Below are 18,121 nucleotides of genomic sequence, written 5' to 3'. Positions count from 1 at the left end.
AGCGTGTTCCCCGCGTATGCGGGGATGATCCGTCTGCAAATGGGCTGAAGCAGAGCTTGCCGACGTGTTCCCCGCGTATGCGGGGATGATCCGGGCGGAAAGACCATTACTAATGCTCAGATATAGTGTTCCCCGCGTATGCGGGGATGATCCGCTCTCCTTGATCAACTCCATTACTGCGCAGAGGTGTTCCCCGCGTATGCGGGGATGATCCGCAAAAAGCTTAAGCGGCAGGTCAAAGCCAGACGTGTTCCCCGCGTATGCGGGGATGATCCGGAGCGTAAAAAATGAGTGCCATGGATAAGGTGGTGTTCCCCGCGTATGCGGGGATGATCCGTCACACGGTATGGACTGATCCTAAATCAAGATGTGTTCCCCGCGTATGCGGGGATGATCCAGCAGCTTGTCATACTCGCCCTTCTTTTCAAGGGTGTTCCCCGCGTATGCGGGGATGATCCGATCAAAATCGCACAGAGTAACACGACCCCCGGCGTGTTCCCCGTACACGCGGGGATGATCCGACCCTTCTGGCGCATTTCATATTTCATCGACAGTGTTCCCCGCGTATGCGGGGATGATCCGGATTAATAGAAATTAAACAACAAGCTGGAGTAGTGTTCCCCGCATGCGCGGGGATGATCCGAAAATTCATATTGATGCGGTAGCGTGTTGCCCGTGTTCCCCGTACACGCGGGGATGATCCGCAGGGACGTTAATTCATCGTCAAGGATGTGGTGTGTTCCCCGCACACGCGGGGATGATCCGCCGCTATGCGCAGATTTCGTCTGCATGTTCCGGTGTTCCCCGCACACGCGGGGATGATCCGATTCCAGCCGCCCGAATATGTGTATTTGCTCTGTGTTCCCCGCACACGCGGGGATGATCCGATTCAGAAATCATTTTTGAAGTTGCCGGAGTTGTGTTCCCCGCACACGCGGGGATGATCCGGAGGTGTAAAAGTGGGTAAAGTTCACAAACTCGTGTTCCCCGCACACGCGGGGATGATCCGTTTTTCAAGTGTCTGCAATGCGCAGCAGGAATGTGTTCCCCGCACACGCGGGGATGATCCGGTGACCGTATGAGTGTGCGCCAGCGAAAAGACGTGTTCCCCGCACACGCGGGTATGATCCGGCTTGCAAGATTTCCTTTTGCAACTACTTTTGGTGTTCCCCGCACACGCGGGGATGATCCGTACCGGAAGAAATGGCCTTGAAGGAAAACATAGTGTTCCCCGCACACGCGGGGATGATCCGCTCGATCGCAGAGCTGCCGAAGAAACCCAAAAGTGTTCCCCGCACACGCGGGGATGATCCGAGGTTATAGAGGAGGGGCTGTTGATTCTATAAGCTGGTGTATTGGAATAAAAAATACTCCGAATTTAGACGCATGTCCGGGCTCCAATTGCCCGGGGCCTTCCAATCTCGGAGTGTAAAAAAAATAATATCCAAAAGTAATGTTGTCAAATCGAGAGCATAAGGTACAGCTGTAATTTTTTTTACACCACCACCCCTCGCCCCACAGGAGTAACCCCAGACAAATCAACCTGATTACGTGCCTTTCCAAGGTCATAGTTGGCCTGCATTGCCAACCAGCTTTCGGGGGTACGTCCGAGGACCTTTGAGAGGCGCAGGGCTATTTCGGGAGAAACAGCACTCTTGGCGTTTAGGACACGGGCGAGAGTAGAGGGAGCTACACCGAGCATTCCTGCCAGCTTGTGACAGCTGAGATTGTACTCTTCCAGGTATACGGAGCTGATAAGCTCACCGGGATGCGGGGGATTGTACATAGTCATTAGTGGTAATCCTCGTAGTTTAAAATGTTGGCTCTCTTCTCGTTTCCATGATTTGCCCGCTTTGTTGGCTTCCGCTTTTGGTCGATAGAATTGAGTCCAGATTCTATTAAAGGTGATGTCCTTGTCTTTCTCAGCTCTGTCGCGTGCTTCCAGCTCTTCCAGTTCTGCGGCCGCCATCTCTTTTTTTTGTTGGGCCTGTATTTGAACTCATTAAAAATGCCTGTTACTTATCAGTCTTTACTTGAATTAATCATTAAGCACAGGATTTGTCCGTGAGCTCGAATACAGACGACAATTTTGACCGTCTCCCTGACCCAATTTCCGAAGTCTTTGAATCATTTTCTGATTTTATCCTTTTTACTGACGGAGGCGGCCGCATCTGCTCAGCCAGTGCCCGTGTTGTTGAGTTTTTTGGGTGTCCCTTAAAGGGGAAGCAGCTTTGGGATATCCTAGGGGTTGAAGCTTCCTGTATTGATGAATTTATAGCAGCTTATCCCATGGCGGGGGTACATGAAATTCCTTATGGGGAGGACGGAGGAAGTTATTCCCTGCGCTTGATTCCCCTTGCCGGGCCATATTGTTCGGAAGGGTACGTTGCTGTTGTTACCAATAACGCTCCCTTTGTAGAGCTTCATGAGTCGTATGAGGAGCGTATTGAGGATAATATAGCTGCTCTTGATGACAGTGTTGCCCTTTTTAATGCCTTGTTTGAGGCCGCTCAGGATCCGACTTTTCTGGCTGATTCAGCTTTTCGTATTCTTACTTCCAACACCGCTGCTGAAAGGCTGTTCGGGCGTAGTTGCACTCTTTCCGGGAATAATTGTTTAAATATTTTCAGCGCCGAATCATCCAAAATTGTTCGCAAGCATTTTGAAACCTGCACCACTGATATTCCTGTTCCTTTTGATGAATTGCTTATTGCCCGAAATTGTTCTGGAATAGAAATACCGGTTGAACTCACCATGCACAAGGTACGGCTTCAGTCCGGTACTGTGTTTCATCTCGGATTAAGGGATATGACTGATATCCAGCGACTTGAAACAGGTCTGGAAGAGACGCGTGAGCAGGTCGACGGCATGAACGTGGCTTTGCGTACCGTTATTGAATCTGTGGAAGAAGAAAAAAAAGATATGCATGAGGATTTTGCACTACAGGTTCGTGAGCAGATACTGCCGGCTTTAGATCGCATGATTAAAGAGCCTGTTCCGCAGATGCGCAGGAGTTTTGGGAGATTTATTAAGGAACGTCTATCCGCTCTGGCCGGGGAGACCGGGGACCAGTTTGAAGAATTGTTACTGAAGCTTACTCCCCGTGAAGTTGAAATATGCCGCTATATTGAGGCTGGTAAAAGCACCGAACGCATTGGTGAGCTCCTTTCAATCACAGCCGACACTGTTCGCACCCACCGTAAAAATATTCGCCGCAAACTTGGTTTACAAGGAAAGAGGGTTTCTTTGATTTCTTATCTCAAACATCAGATCGGTTCCTAATAAAATGGGTATCATCTATACCCGATAAGTACCCAATAGATCGCCTTGTGGGTAGACGTTAAGTCTGTATTGTTTTGAACAGCGACATGGTTGTTCCATTTAGTTTTTTACCTATCTGCACACAAATGAGACCTGAAGATATAGCAAATGACAACTTAAGACATGCAATTGCAACTATTGTGTTTTCTTTTGTCGCATTGTTTTTGTTTCTCGGTTTTTCACGTGTGTATCGCAGTGAGATTCGAAAATCTGCTTCACCACCTTATATAATGATATATAAGAGTGTGTATCCTCAAAAATAGTACATATATTTAGGAGAAAACATGAGACGTTTTACTACCTTATACCTTGCGGTGTTCATGCTGTTGATCACGGTGTCTTTTGTCGGTTGCGCTAAGCAGGAAAAGACCGGCCTAGCCAAGGTTAAAGAAGCCGGGGAAGTGAGCTTTGCCATGAGTGGTGGCTATCCCCCTTTCAATTATTTTAACAAGCAAAATGAGCTGGTTGGCTTTGATGTGGATGTTGCTAAAGAAGTAGCCAAGAGGCTGGGTGTGAATCTGAAACCAGTTACCACTGAGTGGAGTGGTATTATCGAAGGGCTGCGGTCCGGTATTTACAGCGGTATTCTCGGTAGTATGGCTGCAACTGAGCAGCGCAAGAAGGTCGTGGATTTTTCTACCCCGTATTACTATTCCGGCGCTCAGATGTTTGTCCGTACAGACTCTCCTTTCAAGTCAGCTGACGAACTCAAAGCCAAAGCTGTCGGGCTGGTAACCGGAACCACTTTTGAGCAGGATGCCAAAAATCTGGGAGTGTCTGATATTCGTCTCTACAAAGACGATACCCATACTCTTACTGAATTAACCAACGGCGTAATTGATGGTGTCATCACCGACCGTGTTGTGGGTGTTAATGCCATGAATAGTGGAAAGTTCAAGATTAAACCCCTCGGTTCCCCGCTGCGCAAGGAAGATATCGCAGTTGCTTTCCGCAAGGAAGATAAAACCCTTACGGATGAGGTGAACAAGATTCTTAAGCAGATGCATGAAGACGGTACCCTTACTAAGCTGAGTAAGAAGTGGCTTAAGGTAGATATTACCAAGAAATAGATAAGAGTAAGGGGGCGGACAGCCTCCTTACCTTTTTTGAAAAAGGAATAAAGATGTATTTCGATTTTGCAAGTCTGCCGGAGTATATTCCGTATTTTCTCCCGGCAGCATGGATGACCCTTGAAATTACCGTGCTTGGTATTCTTCTCGGGCTTGTTCTCGGCCTCGTGACAGTATTCATGCGTATTTCCGATAAGCGGATATTTAATCTACCGGCTCACGCGTACATTTACATAATACGTGGAACCCCGCTTTTGTTGCAGTTGCTCTTCATTTATTTCGGAATGCGCAGCCTTGTCGGGCTATCCGCTCTTCCGGCTGCTGTTCTGGCTTTGGGAATTCATAATGGTGCCTATATTGCCGAAATTTTCAGGGGCGCCATCGCATCCATCTCCCCCGGGCAGATGGAAGCTGCACGAAGTATCGGGATGAGTTATCCCCGCGCAATGATTAGGATTGTTTTGCCGCAGGCTTTTAAGCGTGCGATTCCGTCCTTGGGTAACCAGTTCATCATTGCATTGAAGGATTCATCCCTTGCCAGCACAATCACCATTAACGAACTGCTGCTTAAATCACAGCAATTGGCCTCTTCCAATTTTATGATGATGGAAATGCTGACCATAGCCGGGGTATTTTACCTTATCTATACCGGAGCTTTTACATTCCTTTTTCATACAATTGAAAGAAAGCTCGATACCAGCAGAGCTTAAGGAGAAATTATGCAGGATACTATCAGCATAGAAGGTGTTCACAAATGGTTCGACACCAACCACGTGCTCAAAGGAGTTGATCTGAACGTGGGTAACTCCGACGTGGTTGTAGTCATCGGGGCCAGCGGCTCCGGAAAATCAACGTTGCTGCGATGCGTAAACCGTCTTGAAGCATACACCAAGGGTGAAATCAGCATCAATGGCGACAAGGTCCCCAGTGATGAAAAGGAAATCAATTCCATGCGCAGCCGGGTGGGTATGGTCTTTCAGCATTTCAATCTTTTCCCGCATATGAGCGTATTGGGCAATGTAACTGAAGGGCCGACTCAGGTCAGAAAAATGCCCAAAAAAGAAGCGGCCGAACTGGGTATGTCCTTTTTGGATAAAGTCGGTCTGGCCGATAAGGCTGCTGCTTACCCGGAAACCTTATCCGGCGGGCAGAAACAGAGGGTCGCCATTGCCCGCGCTTTGGCAATGGAGCCGGAAGTAATGCTCTTTGATGAGCCTACTTCGGCCCTTGACCCGGAACTTGTCGGTGAGGTGCTTACAGTTATGCGCGACCTTGCTGACGACGGCATGACCATGATGGTTGTGACTCACGAAATGAATTTTGCAAATGAGGTAGCTGATTCCGTTGCCTTTATGGATCAGGGTGTAATTCTGGAACAGGATAGCCCTTCCCGTTTGTTTTCTGCTCCGGCAGAGCAGCGGACTCAGGAATTTCTCTCTCAAATATTATAAAATACAGGAAATTATGACTGTTTACACAGAGCGACAGGAAGCATTGGCCGGTGTGATTGATGACGATTCTTCGAAGTCTGACTGGACTGACTGGAAGTGGCACGTCCGCAACACAATCAGGACTGTCTCCGGCTTTGAAAAAGTTTTAGGCATCAAATTCAGTGATTCTGAACGTAAAAAACATGAGATGACCCTGCGGAAATTCCCGCTGGCCATCACCCCTTATTATCTTTCACTTATTGATGTGGAAGATTACAAAAATGATCCCGTTTTCCTGCAATCCTTTCCCAGCCCTGAAGAGCTGAAGATTGAGCGTTGCGATATGACCGATCCCCTGCATGAGGATGAAGACAGCCCGGTTCCCGGAATTACCCATCGTTACCCGGACCGTGTCCTTTTTCATGTCAGCAACCTTTGTTCCATGTATTGCAGGCATTGTACCCGCAAACGTAAAGTCGGTGATCAGGATTCTATCCCGTCCCGCAGCCAGTTGGAAAAGGGCATTGAATATATCCGCAACACTCCGCAGGTGCGTGACGTGCTGCTTTCCGGTGGTGATCCGTTCATGCTTTCAGATGAAAAGCTGGATTGGATTCTGACCAAGATCGGTGAAATTGAGCATGTAGAGGTTGTTCGAATCGGAACCCGTATGCCGGTTGTCCTGCCTTACCGCATCACCGATGATCTGGTGAATATGCTCAAGAAGCATCATCCGCTCTGGATCAACACTCATTTCAACCATCCAAGGGAAGTGACTGATTCTTCGCGTAGGGCTATCGCAAAACTTGCTGATGCCGGGATACCGCTGGGCAACCAGAGTGTGTTGCTGGCAGGGGTTAACGATTGTCCTCGCCTGATCAAGACTCTGAACCAGAAGCTGGTTAAGAACAGGGTTCGTCCTTACTATCTTTACCAGTGTGACCTTTCCGAAGGCTTAAGTCATTTTCGTACTCCTGTCGGTAAAGGGATTGAGATTCTTGAAAGTTTACGCGGGCATACCAGCGGCTTTGCCGTACCGACTTATGTTGTGGATGCTCCGGGCGGTGGCGGTAAGATTCCGGTCATGCCCAACTATATTGTTTCTTGGGCCACCAACAAGGTTGTCCTGCGAAATTACGAAGGTGTGATCACCACCTACACTGAACCGGATTCCTACGAGTGTAATGCCTGTGACCGTAATTGTGCAGAGTGCAACCTTCAGCTCAAGGAAGATGGAGCAGAGGAAAAAGCTATCGGTATTGAGAAGCTTATTTCCGACTGGGACGATACTTTGAGTTTGACTCCTGAAGATAACGAAAGAGCGGAGCGTAATTCGCATGTTGCATGATTCTATTCTGACTGTAGGGAACAGCACCATTCAGATGGGGTCTTATAATGACCGCATCTATTTGATGTCTCTAGCAGCAGAAGACGGTCCTGCGATTGTTGATGAAATTATCAACATGGCCGTGGCTGAGGACCTTTCGAAAATTTTTGCAAAGGTTCCTGAATCGCAGGCGCTGCATTTTCTGTCCAATGGGTTTGAGAAAGAGGCGGAAGTGCCGGAGATGTTTGACGGTGATGACGGTGTTTTTCTGAGCTTCTATCGCCACCTTTGGCGCAAGGAGCAGAGTGACAAGGAAGAGCTTGATCGTGTTCTTTCTGTTGCTGAAAGCAAAAAGGGCAAGGGTAATGTCTCAACCCTGCCGAGCATCCTGCGGATGCGCAGGCTTGGACCGGAAGATGCGCACGCGCTCGCGCATCTTTACGGTCAAACATTCAAGACTTACCCGTTCCCCATCACTGACCCTGATTTCATCCGTCAGGAAATGGAGGATGGTGTGCGGTTTATGGGCGTTTACGAAGACGCAAATCTGGTAGGTGCAGCCTCTGCAGAAGTTGCTGCTGACGGAAACAGTGCGGAGATGACAGATTTCGCTGTTAACCCGGACTACCGCAAGATGGGAATTGCCGGTGCCCTGCTGCGTGCTCTTGAAAATGATTGCACTGAGTCCGGTATCAAATGTCTATTTACGATAGCCAGAGCCTGTTCGTACGGGATTAACTCTCTGTTTTCCAAGGGAGACTATAAGTTCTCAGGACAGCTGAAAAATAATACCAATATCAGCGGACGTCTTGAGTCCATGAATATTTGGTATAAGGTTGTTGAGGAGTAGCTGCTTTATTAATGCTTTCTCAGAACTCTTTCCGAAATGATCAAAAAAAAGGGGCGGCCTAAAGGCTGCCCCTTTTCATTTCTATACAAATAATTTTCAAACCTAAAGCGCTTCAAACTCCAGATTCTCGATATATTGGTGATAGTTGTCGATGCCGACAAAGTAGCTGGGGTCTTTCAGAATGTTGACCACGCAGATTTTTTCGGCTCGTTTAATTAAGCGTACGCAATCCTGACTGAGATGAACCAGATAGACTCTCTTTCCGGCCCGTTCATACATGGAGGCAATTTTGTTAATTGCTTCAATGGCGGACTGGTCCATGATCCGGGAGTCCTCGAAATCAATGATCACTTTGTCCGGGTCGTCCTGTACATCGAATTTGCTCAGGAAAAGGGTGGTTGAAGCGAAGAAGAGCGGACCGTAGATCTGGTAATGCTTGATACCCTGTTCATCTACCATTTTGCGGGCGCGAATGCGCAGGGCGTTTTCCCATGCAAAGATAACCGCCGAGATGATCACGCCGCAAATAACGGCAATGGCAAGATCGTATTTTACGGTCAGAACCGTTACCAGCACGATGACGACGACATCCCATTTGGGGACCTTGTTCATAATGTTGAATGTACTCCATGCGAAGGTCTTGATGACCACGATGAGCATAACTCCGACAAGAGCTGCAATGGGAATCTGTTCAATATATTGTGAAGTGAACATGATGAAAAAGAGCAGGGCACTGGCTGCGATAATTCCGGAAAGTCTCCCGCGTCCGCCGGAGGAGATGTTGATCATACTCTGGCCGATCATGGCACATCCGCCCATACCGCCGAATAAGCCGTTAACAAAATTACCGAGACCTTGAGCGAGGCATTCGCGGTTACCGCTACCGCGTGTTTCAGTAAGTTCGTCAACCAGCGATAAAGTCATCAGGCTTTCGATCAGGCCGATGGCGGCTAAGATCAGGGCATAGGGAGTGACAAAGGCAAGGGTGTCCCAAGTAAATGGAACTTGGGGGATGGCAAAGGTGGGCAGGCCGCCTTTTATGCCGGTTCCACCGTTGGATTGGATAAATGAGAGCACGGTTTGGGTTTCGATCTGCATGGCAGCGACAAAGATGGAAACCGCAATAATGGCGATCAGTGCTCCGGGTGCTTTTTTATGGAGTTTGGGCACGATGGTCAGGATTGCCATAGTTAAGGCCACAAGGCCGATCATCAGCCAGAGCGGCTGCCCCTGCATCCATGTCCCTTCTGATTTGAACATGTTCAGCTGGGAAAGGAAGATTACAATTGCCAGTCCATTGACGAATCCCATCATGACTGAGCGTGGCACCATGCGGATGAATTTTCCGAGACGGAAGAAACCGGCCAACATTTGAAAAATACCGACTAAAAGCAGGGTGAAAAGCAGGTATTGCAGCCCTGCATATGAACCGGGGCCACCAAGAGCGTTACCTTCCATTACCAGATTGACCATGACTACCGCCATGGCTCCGGTTGCGCCGGAGATCATGCCGGGTCTGCCGCCGAGAACTGCGGTGATAAGGCACATGAGAAATGCGCCGTACAGCCCGACCATGGGTGGTACGCCTGCGACAAAGGAGAAAGCGACAGCTTCAGGAACAAGGGCGAGGGCTACAGTAAGTCCGGAAAAAATGTCAGCACGGGCACTGCCGTTGGAGGGGGAAACAATTGAATTGTTTGAATTCACGAAAAATCCTTTTAAAACTGGTTGGAATTGTAAAAAAACAAAAAAGTAGAGACCGCAGGCGGTCCCTACTGCAAATATAAATTCAAGACTGACGTCCGGTCAGCTTTTGATTTAATGTTTATGTTCTAGGTGAGTTATATTGAACGAGAATGAAAACCGGATAAGTGTGTATGTTTTGCAAAAGCTGACACTTATTTACGATAATCGAAGCGGAGTCAACAATTATCGTAAATCTAAAATGTGCAGATCAATCGTCGTCCTTTTAAAACAAGCCGTGTGGTTATTTAGGCAATGGAGCTATTGCAAGCTGCGTTGTCATTATGTTCAGGGATAATGATAGTAAAACAGACCCCTTGGCCGGGGGATGATTCCAACTGAATGGAACCGCATAGCTTTTGCGTAACAATGTTATATACAATGTGCATGCCCAGCCCAGTCCCGCCTGATGCTTGTTTGGAAGTAAAAAAGGGATCATATATTTTTGCCTGCTGCTCTGGTGTCAGTCCTATGCCATCGTCTGAATAAATAAGTTTGATTTTCTCATTTTCTTTTGCTGCCTTAATTGTGATGTGTCCGGACTCTATTCCGCTGAAAGCATGGATCAGCGAATTCATTGTCAGGTTGGATATTATCTGCATCAAAAGTCCGGGATATGTTGTTATAATAATATTATCGGGACATTCTGTTTTTACAATGTGTCCACTGTTTTTATAGCTCGGTTTTAAGCTGAGCATCACTTCATCAAGATATTCATTCAGATTGATGGTTCGCGAAGATTCGGTGGTTTGGTCTACTGCAACCTGCTTGAAGCTACGAATGATATCGGCGCCTCTTCTGAGATTAACCAGCATCGAACGCGTTGCCTCCTCGCAATTGTTCAGGAAAACTTCAAATTCGCCTTTAGTGAACTTCCCTTCTTCGTAGGCCGTCTTTATCTTTGCAGCCTGTTCTTGCAGGAAGGTGGCATTTGTTACACCTAATCCCAGCGGTGTGTTTATTTCATGGGCAACTCCGGCAACCAGCCCACCTAGTGCTGCCATTTTTTCGGATTGAACAAGCTGATCCTGTGTATTTTGCAGATTTTCAAGGGATAGTTTTAATTCGTTGGTTCTTTCAGCTACACGGGCTTCAAGATTAGCGTTCAGTTCTTCCAGTTGTTCGAATGCAGTATTGATATCTGTAAGATTAATCCCGTTTGCAAAAATAAATATGGGTTTTCCTTCGTCGTCATTGATGGGGGTGATAGTTATCTTCAGATAGGTGCTTGTGTTGTTTTTTGCAGTGAGTTTCATATCAAAACTGGAGCTTGAACCTGTTCTGGCGTTATAGACAGCCTTTTTAATGGTTTCGGCTGATTCTTGGTCAATGTCAGGGAATATGTCGGCAAGATTGCATGTTAAAATTTGATGCGCTGAGATTTGGGACATCTCAAGTACTGCTTTGTTGGCTTGAAGAATTGACCCATCCATATCTAGAATTATCAGCAATTCTTTAGATTGCTGAAATATTTCCCGCATGGTTGCTTCATTTTTGGAAATTATCGAAGAAGCTTGAACGGATCTCTTAATAGACAGAAATGAAAGTATGGAGATAACGCTAAGGGCCCCCAATGTAACAAGAAACATCTTTTGTGTTTGTTGCCTTGCATTTTTGTCTATGTCGTGAATATAGGCCCCTGTTCCAATGATCCATTCCCATGGTTTGAAACGTTTTACGTAAGATATTTTCGCATAAATCTTGGTTTTATCATCCTGCCATTGCCAATGGTAGGGAATGTAAGCTGCTCCTGTCTTTTCAGTTTCAGAAATCATCTCGATAAAAAGTTTTTTCCCGTTGGCATCCTGATGGTCTGTAACATCAACTCCATTAAGCTCTGAGACATATGGATGCATTATCATACGTGGGTGGTAGTCCATAATCCAAAAGTAATCTTTACCGGACTCTCCAAACCTTATTTGAGAGATACTTTTTATCGCATTCTCCTGAGCTTCTTGTTGCGACATTTTTCCGCTTAATTGTTTTTCGTGATAGAAATTAAGGGTATTCCATGCGATGTCGGTGGCATCCCGCAGAGCTTCTTTGCGTTTGGTCAGCAAAGCATTATATGTTTCCGGCAATTGCACGAAGATAACAACACCCAGAAACAATACGACCGAAGTTATTATAGGGATAGTGATCTTTACCCATAATGAATCAGCTGATTTTGCTATCTTTTTGAAGCTGGGCATTGCTCTTCCTGCATGTCTGAGTATTTCATTTTTATTTTGAGAATATTTTCAAACTGTTCGTCAAAAATAGCGACAAGTCTGGGATCGAATACTGTACCTTTTTTTTCAATAAGGAATTGTAAAGCGTCTTCAGCTGACCATGCCTTTTTGTAAATCCGCTCACTGCAAAGGGCGTCAAATACATCTACTATGCTTGTTATGCGTCCTTCGATGGGAATCTCTTCGCCTTTGATTCCTCTTGGGTATCCGTTCCCGTCCCAGTGTTCATGGTGTGTGTATGCTATGTTGGCAGCGACTTTCAGAAGCTGCCTTTTGGAAGATTTAAATAGTTTATACCCAATGGTGGTATGAGTCTTCATTACCTCGAATTCTTCAGTTGTAAGTTTTCCGGGTTTTAAAAGAATATTATCTGAAATACCTACTTTTCCAATATCATGCATAGGGGATGCCTGCTTTAATATTTTTGCATCCATAGTAGACATTCCGGCAGCTTTACCGATTATGTAACTGTATTCTGCTACTCGTTCTACATGGTAGGCTGTCTCTTTTGATCTTGTTTCAATTATTTCACCTAACCTATAAATAACTTCTGTTTGTGTCTCCTGTATTTCTTCATTTAAATATGCATTATCTAAAGCAATACCTACATTGTTAGTAAATACAGTTAATAGGTCATTGATTTCCTCAATATTTTGAGCCCTGCAATTTTCAAGATAGATGACGTGGTGTTTATCAGACTGGGTAGGAAAATATCCAATAAAGTCCTCACCTATAAAGGCACTTTTCTTGGATTCTACCGCCTCGCTTAGAAGCTCAAGAACCTTTTCACTTATTTGAGGATCTTCACCGCCGTTTCCATATTTTCCTGTTCCGGTAAGGACGCTCCAAAATTTATTTGTTCCATTGTTCAGAGCTGCAGCAAAATTCTTCTTTGAATGAACATATAATGAGTTATGCATGCTGAACATTGCTTCTATTTGCGTCAGCACGCCTTTTGCCAGTGTGCTTATAGAGCGCTGCTGAAAAAAGTTGGCTGATGCATCTATTATATATTTTAACCCTATTCGCTGCTTATCTAATGCTGATAAATCTCTGTATGAGCGTATTGCCGTATAGACAGTGCTGAACAGCCGTTGAGTTGTTAATTCTGTTTTGTGCTTGTAGTCGTTAATGTCGTATTCAACGATTACCTTGCGCTCCGGTGCCTGTCCCGGTTGGCCGGTTCTAAGAACGATGCGGATGTTTTGATTATTTAACTCGTTTCTAATGGCATCGGCGCAATCCAGCCCGGCATGAGGTGTCTCCATAACCACGTCCAATAGAACAACGGCTATGTCTTTGTTTTGTTTTAGTATTTCTAAAGCTTCCAAACCTGAATAAGCGGACATGAATTCTAATCCAGCCCCTTCAAATTTGAAGTCATTTAAGACCAGTCTTGTTGTGGTGTGAACTTCTTTTTCATCGTCTACTATTAATATTTTCCATAAATTTTGGGAGCTTATTGGTTTGGGTTCTGCTTCGTCTTCCAAGAATAGTTCGTCACTGTCGCTGAATAACAAATCATCCTTCCCCATGATACCTCCTTAGATACAATGGGTCTCTCTTTCCATTTTATGTTGGTATTTTTACTCTACCATAGCAGTAAATAATATGTAAGCAGAATGCATTTCATTGTTGCTTATGAAGGGTGTTATTTGTTGTTTTGTTTTTACTTCTTTGTCTGGATTAATTTTAAAAAATAGGTAAGTTTTTTTCGATATCCAGCGATAGTAAGATGAAAAATGTCGCAAATTGTAAAAAGTGAAGCTCTCGCGGTTGACCGTCGAGGTTATCTGGATTATTAAAACGCCCCAAAGGGCTATCAGCTCCCATCAGCCTGTCTAAAACATTCCTTTTCCCCGTTAGCAACGTTGAAACGTCTGTGCCGCAGTGTCCATCTCTCCGGGAGGGCCGGCTGAAAGGTCATGTATAATTTCCTGAGCCCTGCATTCTATAGGAAGGGCTACCCGTCCGGGTGGCTCATGTTCATTTTTATTTATGCTGGTTCCGCGTAGCTGTTGTGGAACCGGAATTGTTTCAAGGAGTTACAGCAACATGCAAAAAAGAGAAACATGGGGCTCACGCACCGGCTTCATCATGGCCGCCGTGGGGTCCGCAATTGGATTGGGAAACATCTGGCGTTTTCCGTACATGGTTTATGAAAACGGCGGCGGCGCATTCCTTATTCCATATTTTGTGGCCATGCTTGCCGCAGGTATGCCTTTCATGATTCTTGAATTTGGTCTGGGCCAGAAATTCAAGGGCTCTGCTCCCAAGGTTTTTTCCTCTATTTCCAAAAAATGGGAATGGCTCGGCTGGTGGCAGGTTATGGTATCTTTCATTATTACAACCTATTATGTTGTAGTCGTGGCTTGGGCCATCAACTATTTCCTGCTTGCCTTTAACCAAGGCTGGACAGCCTCACCCAAGGATTTCTTTTTTGGTGAATTCCTTGGATTGACCGATTCTCCCATGAACATGGGCGGTGTGCAGACTTCAATCCTTTACGCCACAGCAGCTGCATGGCTGATGACTTTCGTGGCTGTTTTTACCGGGGTTAAGAGCGGTATTGAACGGATCAGCAAGATCTTTATGCCTCTGCTTTTTCTGCTTGTTTTTATTTTTATCGGCAGAGGGCTGATGCTGCCCGGTGCTGTTGATGGTCTGGAGTGGCTGTTCAAGCCCGATTTCAATGCCATTATGGACGGAAAAGTCTGGGCTGACGCTTTCGGGCAGATTTTTTACAGCCTGTCCATTGGTTTTGCTATTATGCTTTCTTATGCCAGTTACCTGCCCAAGGATTCCGACATCAACAACAATGCTTGCATGACCGTATTCATCAACTGCGGTTTCAGCATCATTTCCGGGATCATGATTTTCAGCGTACTCGGCTACATGGCTCATCAGCAGGGCGTTCCGGTTAGTGAAGTTGCAGGTTCCGGTGTAGGGCTTGCCTTTATTACCCTGCCTACCGCTATCAACCTGATGCCCGCCCCTGCATTTTTCGGGACTCTGTTCTTCCTCGCGCTTACTGTTGCGGGTCTGTCATCCATGATCTCTCTTGCAGAGGTTGTCGTTTCCGCGCTTATCGATAAGATCAATATGTCCCGTAAGGTCGCGGCTACCGTATTCTGCGGGCTTGGCTTTGTGGTCAGCATCGCCTTTACCACTGGCGGCGGACTGCTCCTGCTTGATATCGTCGACCATTTTATCAATAACTTCGGTATCCTTATGGGCGGATTTATTGAGATCATTTTTGTGGCTTGGTTCTGCAAGCTGGATGATCTGCGTAACCACGTTAACCTGACTTCCGAGATCAAAGTCGGTTCTCTCTGGATGAACAGCCTGCGTTTTGTGATTCCCGCAATGCTCGGCTTCATGCTGGTTTCAAACTTCATTAGTGATCTTTCCAAAAACTACGGTGGGTACTCTACTACGGCTACTGTCGCCTTTGGTTGGGCTCCGCTTGTTATCTGCCTGATTTTTGGTCTGGTTTGTGCTCGTAGCCAAGGTGGATTCATCAATGTTACCGGTATCAACAGAAACTTTTTGAAAAGGAGGTAGATATGGAATTCTCAGCAATCATCATGATGCTCTTCGGACTCGGTATAACCTGGGGCGGCGCTTGTGCCTGCTTCCGTATCGCCTTTAAGAATCAGTAAATAGCAAAGCTGAATATAAATGATTAAGCCCTCCTGCGCTTTTGCGTGGGAGGGCTTTTCTTTTGCATTCTAATGTTTTCGGAATCGCACAAATTGTTTTCGATTTGGGGAAATAAGTAAAAATATTGCTTTGAATACAGTTCTAGCTGTAACGTGACCTTTACAGTTTTGTGACTAGTTGGTGGTGTGCGTGTTTGTATGTGTCTGTAACAACTAACGGAATTATTCGCTAATTGTTACAAAAATATGGAGTTTGTCATGAAAAGGATTCTTGTATTTGCTTTGTTGACTGTGTTTGCTCTGGCCGGAACCGCTCAAGCGGAGACTCTGAAACTGTTAACCTGGAAAGGGTATGCTCCACAGAAATTGATCGACACTTTTGAAAAAGAAACCGGAATCAAGGTTGAGGTGACCTTTTCCAACAACGAGGAAATGATTGCTAAGCTGCGGGCCACCCGCGGTGCTGGTTTTGACCTTGCCCAGCCTTCACAGGACCGTATTTCTTCCGTTCAGAAAAAGTACAAATTGTATCAGGCTATGGATTATTCCAAACTTGATTCCAATCTGTTCATCCCCTCCATGCTCACTGCGGTTAAAGCCAATACCCTCGTTAAAGATGAATCATTCGCAGCTCCTTTCTGCTGGGGAACATCCGGCTTGATCGTGAACAGTGAAAAGGCGCCGAACGCGGATTCCTTCAAGGCTCTCATTGATCCCAAGTACAAAGGGCGTGTGAGCTATCGCCTTAAGAGACCTACACTCATCGCCATGGGGTTTGCACTCGGTTATGATCCTTTCGCTCTTTATGATGATCCCAAAGCTTACAAAGCCATGCTCGACAAAATCGCCGAGACTATGATCGAAGCTAAACCCATTGTTAAAAATTACTGGGCCAACGGTGATTCCCTGCTTGAGTCCATGCGTTCCGGTGAAGTCTTTGTTGCTATGGCTTGGGATGCAGGTGGCTGGAAACTGCATGCTGACAACAAAGCAATTGATTTCAAAGCACCCAAAGAAGGCGCTCTCGGCTGGATTGATACTTTTGCCATTCCCGCGAAGGCCAAAAACGTTGAAGCCGCTTACAAGTGGATTAACTTCATGATGAAGCCTGAAAATGCCGGTTACTTTTCTTCCATGGAAAAATACGCCACCGCGTCCAAGGATGCGCTGAAGTTTACTGAAAAGGCTGTTGCTGACAATTTTGCCCGTTCCTTTCCGCAGGCAGTTATCGATAATATTAAGTGGTATCCCCCGGTGCCTGCCAAGCTGGAAAGCATTGAAGGTAAGATTCTCGATAAAATCAAGGCTTCCAACTAAGCTCCTCTGTTGAAATAACATTCTCTGTTGCGGAGGGTCCTCGGACTCTCCGCTTTTATTCAAAATTTTACTTCGGGCGATTTCCCATGATTAATGATCTTTCTGTTTCTGATATGGTTAAGAAATTCGGCGACTTTACTGCCGTGGACGGTGTCTCATTTGATGTGCCTGCCGGATCTTTCTTTTCAATCCTCGGACCTTCCGGATGCGGCAAGACCACTTTGCTGCGTATGATAGCCGGATTTGAAGAACCTACTTCCGGGGATATTGAAATCCGGGGCGGAAGTATGCTCGGTGTGCCGCCCAACAAACGTCCTGTAAATCTAGTTTTTCAGCATCTGGCTTTATTTCCCATGATGAATGTTGCCGAGAATATCGCCTTCGGGCTGAAGAGGCGCGGGGTGGGAGCTGCGGAGATTAAAAAGAAGATCGAAACCATTCTGGAGCGGGTCGGCCTGCCCGGCTACGGGGAGAAGCAGATCAACCAGCTTTCAGGCGGACAGAAACAGAGGGTGGCAATTGCCCGTTGTCTGGTGCTGGAACCTTCTGTTCTGCTTCTTGATGAACCTTTGGGGGCGCTGGATTTGAAACTTCGGGAACAGATGAAAGTGGAATTAAAGAAGCTTCAGGCCAAGGTGGGAACAACTTTTATCTACATCACTCACGATCAGTCCGAAGCTTTGGTAATGTCCGATCGGGTAGCGGTAATGAATAAAGGCCGCTTCGAACAGGTCGGCAGTCCGCAGGAACTTTACGGTAAACCGGCTACTCCATTCGTAGCCCAGTTTGTGGGGGACAATAATAAATGGAGCGGCAAGGTTGTTCAGAGTGATGCCGAGAAAGTCCGCATTCTCACTGATGAAGGATATACCTTTCAGACCAAGCCACACGGAGCTTGCGCAAGCGGCGGAAGGGCAGATCTCTTCCTGCGTCCAGAGGCCATGCTTATTGAACCGAAGGACCGCACGGGCTTGAATGTCTTTGAAGTCACAGTGAAGAGCATCCTTTTTGACGGGGCCAACAGCCGCTTGCTTACTGTAACAAAAGAAGATCATGAACTTATTGTAAGCTTGCCCCAGAACCGCCGGTTTGATCATATTGAACCGGGCAATGACATTTCCGTGGGCTGGCATCCTGATTCCGGTATCTGTTTCGGGGCGGAGGAATAAT

General features: G+C 46.4%; 14 protein-coding genes and 1 CRISPR repeat array (1 of these 15 only partly in view). Of the genes, 10 read left to right on the top strand and 4 right to left on the bottom strand.

Going from position 1 to position 18,121, the window contains the following annotated elements; all coding sequences use genetic code 11:
- Nucleotides 1-1,314: a CRISPR direct-repeat array (repeat unit 29 nt; unit sequence GTGTTCCCCGCGTATGCGGGGATGATCCG); it reaches 852 nt to the left of the window's first position.
- A gap of 181 nt (nt 1,315-1,495) precedes the next feature.
- On the bottom strand, nt 1,496-1,969 hold the full coding sequence (locus ACNI23_RS12505) for a HigA family addiction module antitoxin (RefSeq protein WP_420249123.1): 474 nt from the start codon (nt 1,967-1,969) through the stop codon (nt 1,496-1,498).
- Nucleotides 1,970-2,064: 95 nt separating this feature from the next.
- Between ACNI23_RS12505 and ACNI23_RS12500 the strand changes: the two genes are divergently transcribed.
- The 6 genes from ACNI23_RS12500 (at nt 2,065) to ablB (ending at nt 7,998) form a co-directional block, all read left to right on the top strand.
- Nucleotides 2,065-3,282 (top strand): PAS domain S-box protein, encoded by a 1,218-nt coding sequence (locus ACNI23_RS12500; protein ID WP_420249122.1) that lies wholly within the window; start codon nt 2,065-2,067, stop codon nt 3,280-3,282.
- A gap of 323 nt (nt 3,283-3,605) precedes the next feature.
- A complete protein-coding gene (locus ACNI23_RS12495) occupies nt 3,606-4,391 on the top strand; it encodes an ABC transporter substrate-binding protein (RefSeq protein WP_420249121.1) in 786 nt (261 codons plus the stop codon).
- Between the two features lie 53 nt (nt 4,392-4,444).
- Nucleotides 4,445-5,101 (top strand): amino acid ABC transporter permease, encoded by a 657-nt coding sequence (locus ACNI23_RS12490; protein WP_420249119.1) that lies wholly within the window; start codon nt 4,445-4,447, stop codon nt 5,099-5,101.
- Between the two features lie 9 nt (nt 5,102-5,110).
- Complete coding sequence (locus ACNI23_RS12485) at nt 5,111-5,842, top strand: amino acid ABC transporter ATP-binding protein (RefSeq protein ID WP_420249117.1); 732 nt, start codon at nt 5,111-5,113, stop codon at nt 5,840-5,842.
- A gap of 13 nt (nt 5,843-5,855) precedes the next feature.
- Complete coding sequence (gene kamA, locus ACNI23_RS12480; protein ID WP_420249115.1) at nt 5,856-7,169, top strand: lysine 2,3-aminomutase; 1,314 nt, start codon at nt 5,856-5,858, stop codon at nt 7,167-7,169.
- Nucleotides 7,159-7,998: a putative beta-lysine N-acetyltransferase gene (ablB, locus tag ACNI23_RS12475; protein ID WP_420249113.1), complete on the top strand. Its 840-nt coding sequence runs from the start codon at nt 7,159-7,161 to the stop codon at nt 7,996-7,998. Before kamA ends, ablB begins: the two co-directional genes overlap by 11 nt.
- 102 nt (nt 7,999-8,100) lie before the next feature.
- Here ablB and ACNI23_RS12470 read toward each other — a convergent pair whose 3' ends face one another.
- The 3 genes from ACNI23_RS12470 to ACNI23_RS12460 all read right to left on the bottom strand — a co-directional run bounded on the left by ACNI23_RS12470 (nt 8,101) and on the right by ACNI23_RS12460 (nt 13,507).
- Nucleotides 8,101-9,705, bottom strand: coding sequence for a SulP family inorganic anion transporter (locus ACNI23_RS12470; protein ID WP_420249111.1), 1,605 nt, complete (start codon nt 9,703-9,705; stop codon nt 8,101-8,103).
- A gap of 284 nt (nt 9,706-9,989) precedes the next feature.
- Complete coding sequence (locus ACNI23_RS12465; RefSeq protein WP_420249110.1) at nt 9,990-11,933, bottom strand: cache domain-containing protein; 1,944 nt, start codon at nt 11,931-11,933, stop codon at nt 9,990-9,992.
- On the bottom strand, nt 11,912-13,507 hold the full coding sequence (locus ACNI23_RS12460) for a response regulator (protein ID WP_420249109.1): 1,596 nt from the start codon (nt 13,505-13,507) through the stop codon (nt 11,912-11,914). The genes ACNI23_RS12465 and ACNI23_RS12460 overlap by 22 nt, the downstream gene beginning before the upstream one ends.
- Before the next feature lie 520 nt (nt 13,508-14,027).
- Between ACNI23_RS12460 and ACNI23_RS12455 the strand changes: the two genes are divergently transcribed.
- The 4 genes from ACNI23_RS12455 (at nt 14,028) to ACNI23_RS12440 (ending at nt 18,120) form a co-directional block, all read left to right on the top strand.
- Nucleotides 14,028-15,536 (top strand): sodium-dependent transporter, encoded by a 1,509-nt coding sequence (locus ACNI23_RS12455; RefSeq protein ID WP_420249107.1) that lies wholly within the window; start codon nt 14,028-14,030, stop codon nt 15,534-15,536.
- A gap of 2 nt (nt 15,537-15,538) precedes the next feature.
- On the top strand, nt 15,539-15,634 hold the full coding sequence (locus tag ACNI23_RS12450) for a MetS family NSS transporter small subunit (RefSeq protein ID WP_420249105.1): 96 nt from the start codon (nt 15,539-15,541) through the stop codon (nt 15,632-15,634).
- A 258-nt stretch (nt 15,635-15,892) separates the two neighbouring features.
- Nucleotides 15,893-16,951 carry an extracellular solute-binding protein gene (locus tag ACNI23_RS12445; protein WP_420249104.1) on the top strand — a complete coding sequence of 353 codons (1,059 nt, stop codon included), beginning with the start codon at nt 15,893-15,895 and terminating at the stop codon, nt 16,949-16,951.
- A gap of 86 nt (nt 16,952-17,037) precedes the next feature.
- Nucleotides 17,038-18,120, top strand: coding sequence for an ABC transporter ATP-binding protein (locus tag ACNI23_RS12440; protein WP_420249103.1), 1,083 nt, complete (start codon nt 17,038-17,040; stop codon nt 18,118-18,120).
- Nucleotide 18,121: the final 1 nt, after the last annotated feature.

Origin of the sequence: Maridesulfovibrio pacificus (SeqCode) (assembly GCF_048612815.1) — a bacterium.
Lineage (GTDB): Bacteria > Desulfobacterota > Desulfovibrionia > Desulfovibrionales > Desulfovibrionaceae > Maridesulfovibrio > Maridesulfovibrio pacificus.
The sequence above is the reverse complement of the archived record's forward strand: the minus strand, read 5'-3'. Positions and strand labels throughout refer to the sequence as shown.

Bases quoted from the DNA above. Each gene is read 5' to 3' on its own strand.
- ACNI23_RS12505 (WP_420249123.1), bottom strand. From the start codon at position 1,969: ATGGCGGCCGCAGAACTGGAAGAGCTGGAAGCACGCGACAGAGCTGAG.
- ACNI23_RS12495 (WP_420249121.1), top strand. From the start codon at position 3,606: ATGAGACGTTTTACTACCTTATACCTTGCGGTGTTCATGCTGTTGATC.
- ACNI23_RS12490 (WP_420249119.1), top strand. From the start codon at position 4,445: ATGTATTTCGATTTTGCAAGTCTGCCGGAGTATATTCCGTATTTTCTC.
- ACNI23_RS12485 (WP_420249117.1), top strand. From the start codon at position 5,111: ATGCAGGATACTATCAGCATAGAAGGTGTTCACAAATGGTTCGACACC.
- kamA (WP_420249115.1), top strand. From the start codon at position 5,856: ATGACTGTTTACACAGAGCGACAGGAAGCATTGGCCGGTGTGATTGAT.
- ablB (WP_420249113.1), top strand. From the start codon at position 7,159: ATGTTGCATGATTCTATTCTGACTGTAGGGAACAGCACCATTCAGATG.
- ACNI23_RS12465 (WP_420249110.1), bottom strand. From the start codon at position 11,933: ATGCCCAGCTTCAAAAAGATAGCAAAATCAGCTGATTCATTATGGGTA.
- ACNI23_RS12460 (WP_420249109.1), bottom strand. From the start codon at position 13,507: ATGGGGAAGGATGATTTGTTATTCAGCGACAGTGACGAACTATTCTTG.
- ACNI23_RS12455 (WP_420249107.1), top strand. From the start codon at position 14,028: ATGCAAAAAAGAGAAACATGGGGCTCACGCACCGGCTTCATCATGGCC.
- ACNI23_RS12450 (WP_420249105.1), top strand. From the start codon at position 15,539: ATGGAATTCTCAGCAATCATCATGATGCTCTTCGGACTCGGTATAACC.
- ACNI23_RS12445 (WP_420249104.1), top strand. From the start codon at position 15,893: ATGAAAAGGATTCTTGTATTTGCTTTGTTGACTGTGTTTGCTCTGGCC.
- ACNI23_RS12440 (WP_420249103.1), top strand. From the start codon at position 17,038: ATGATTAATGATCTTTCTGTTTCTGATATGGTTAAGAAATTCGGCGAC.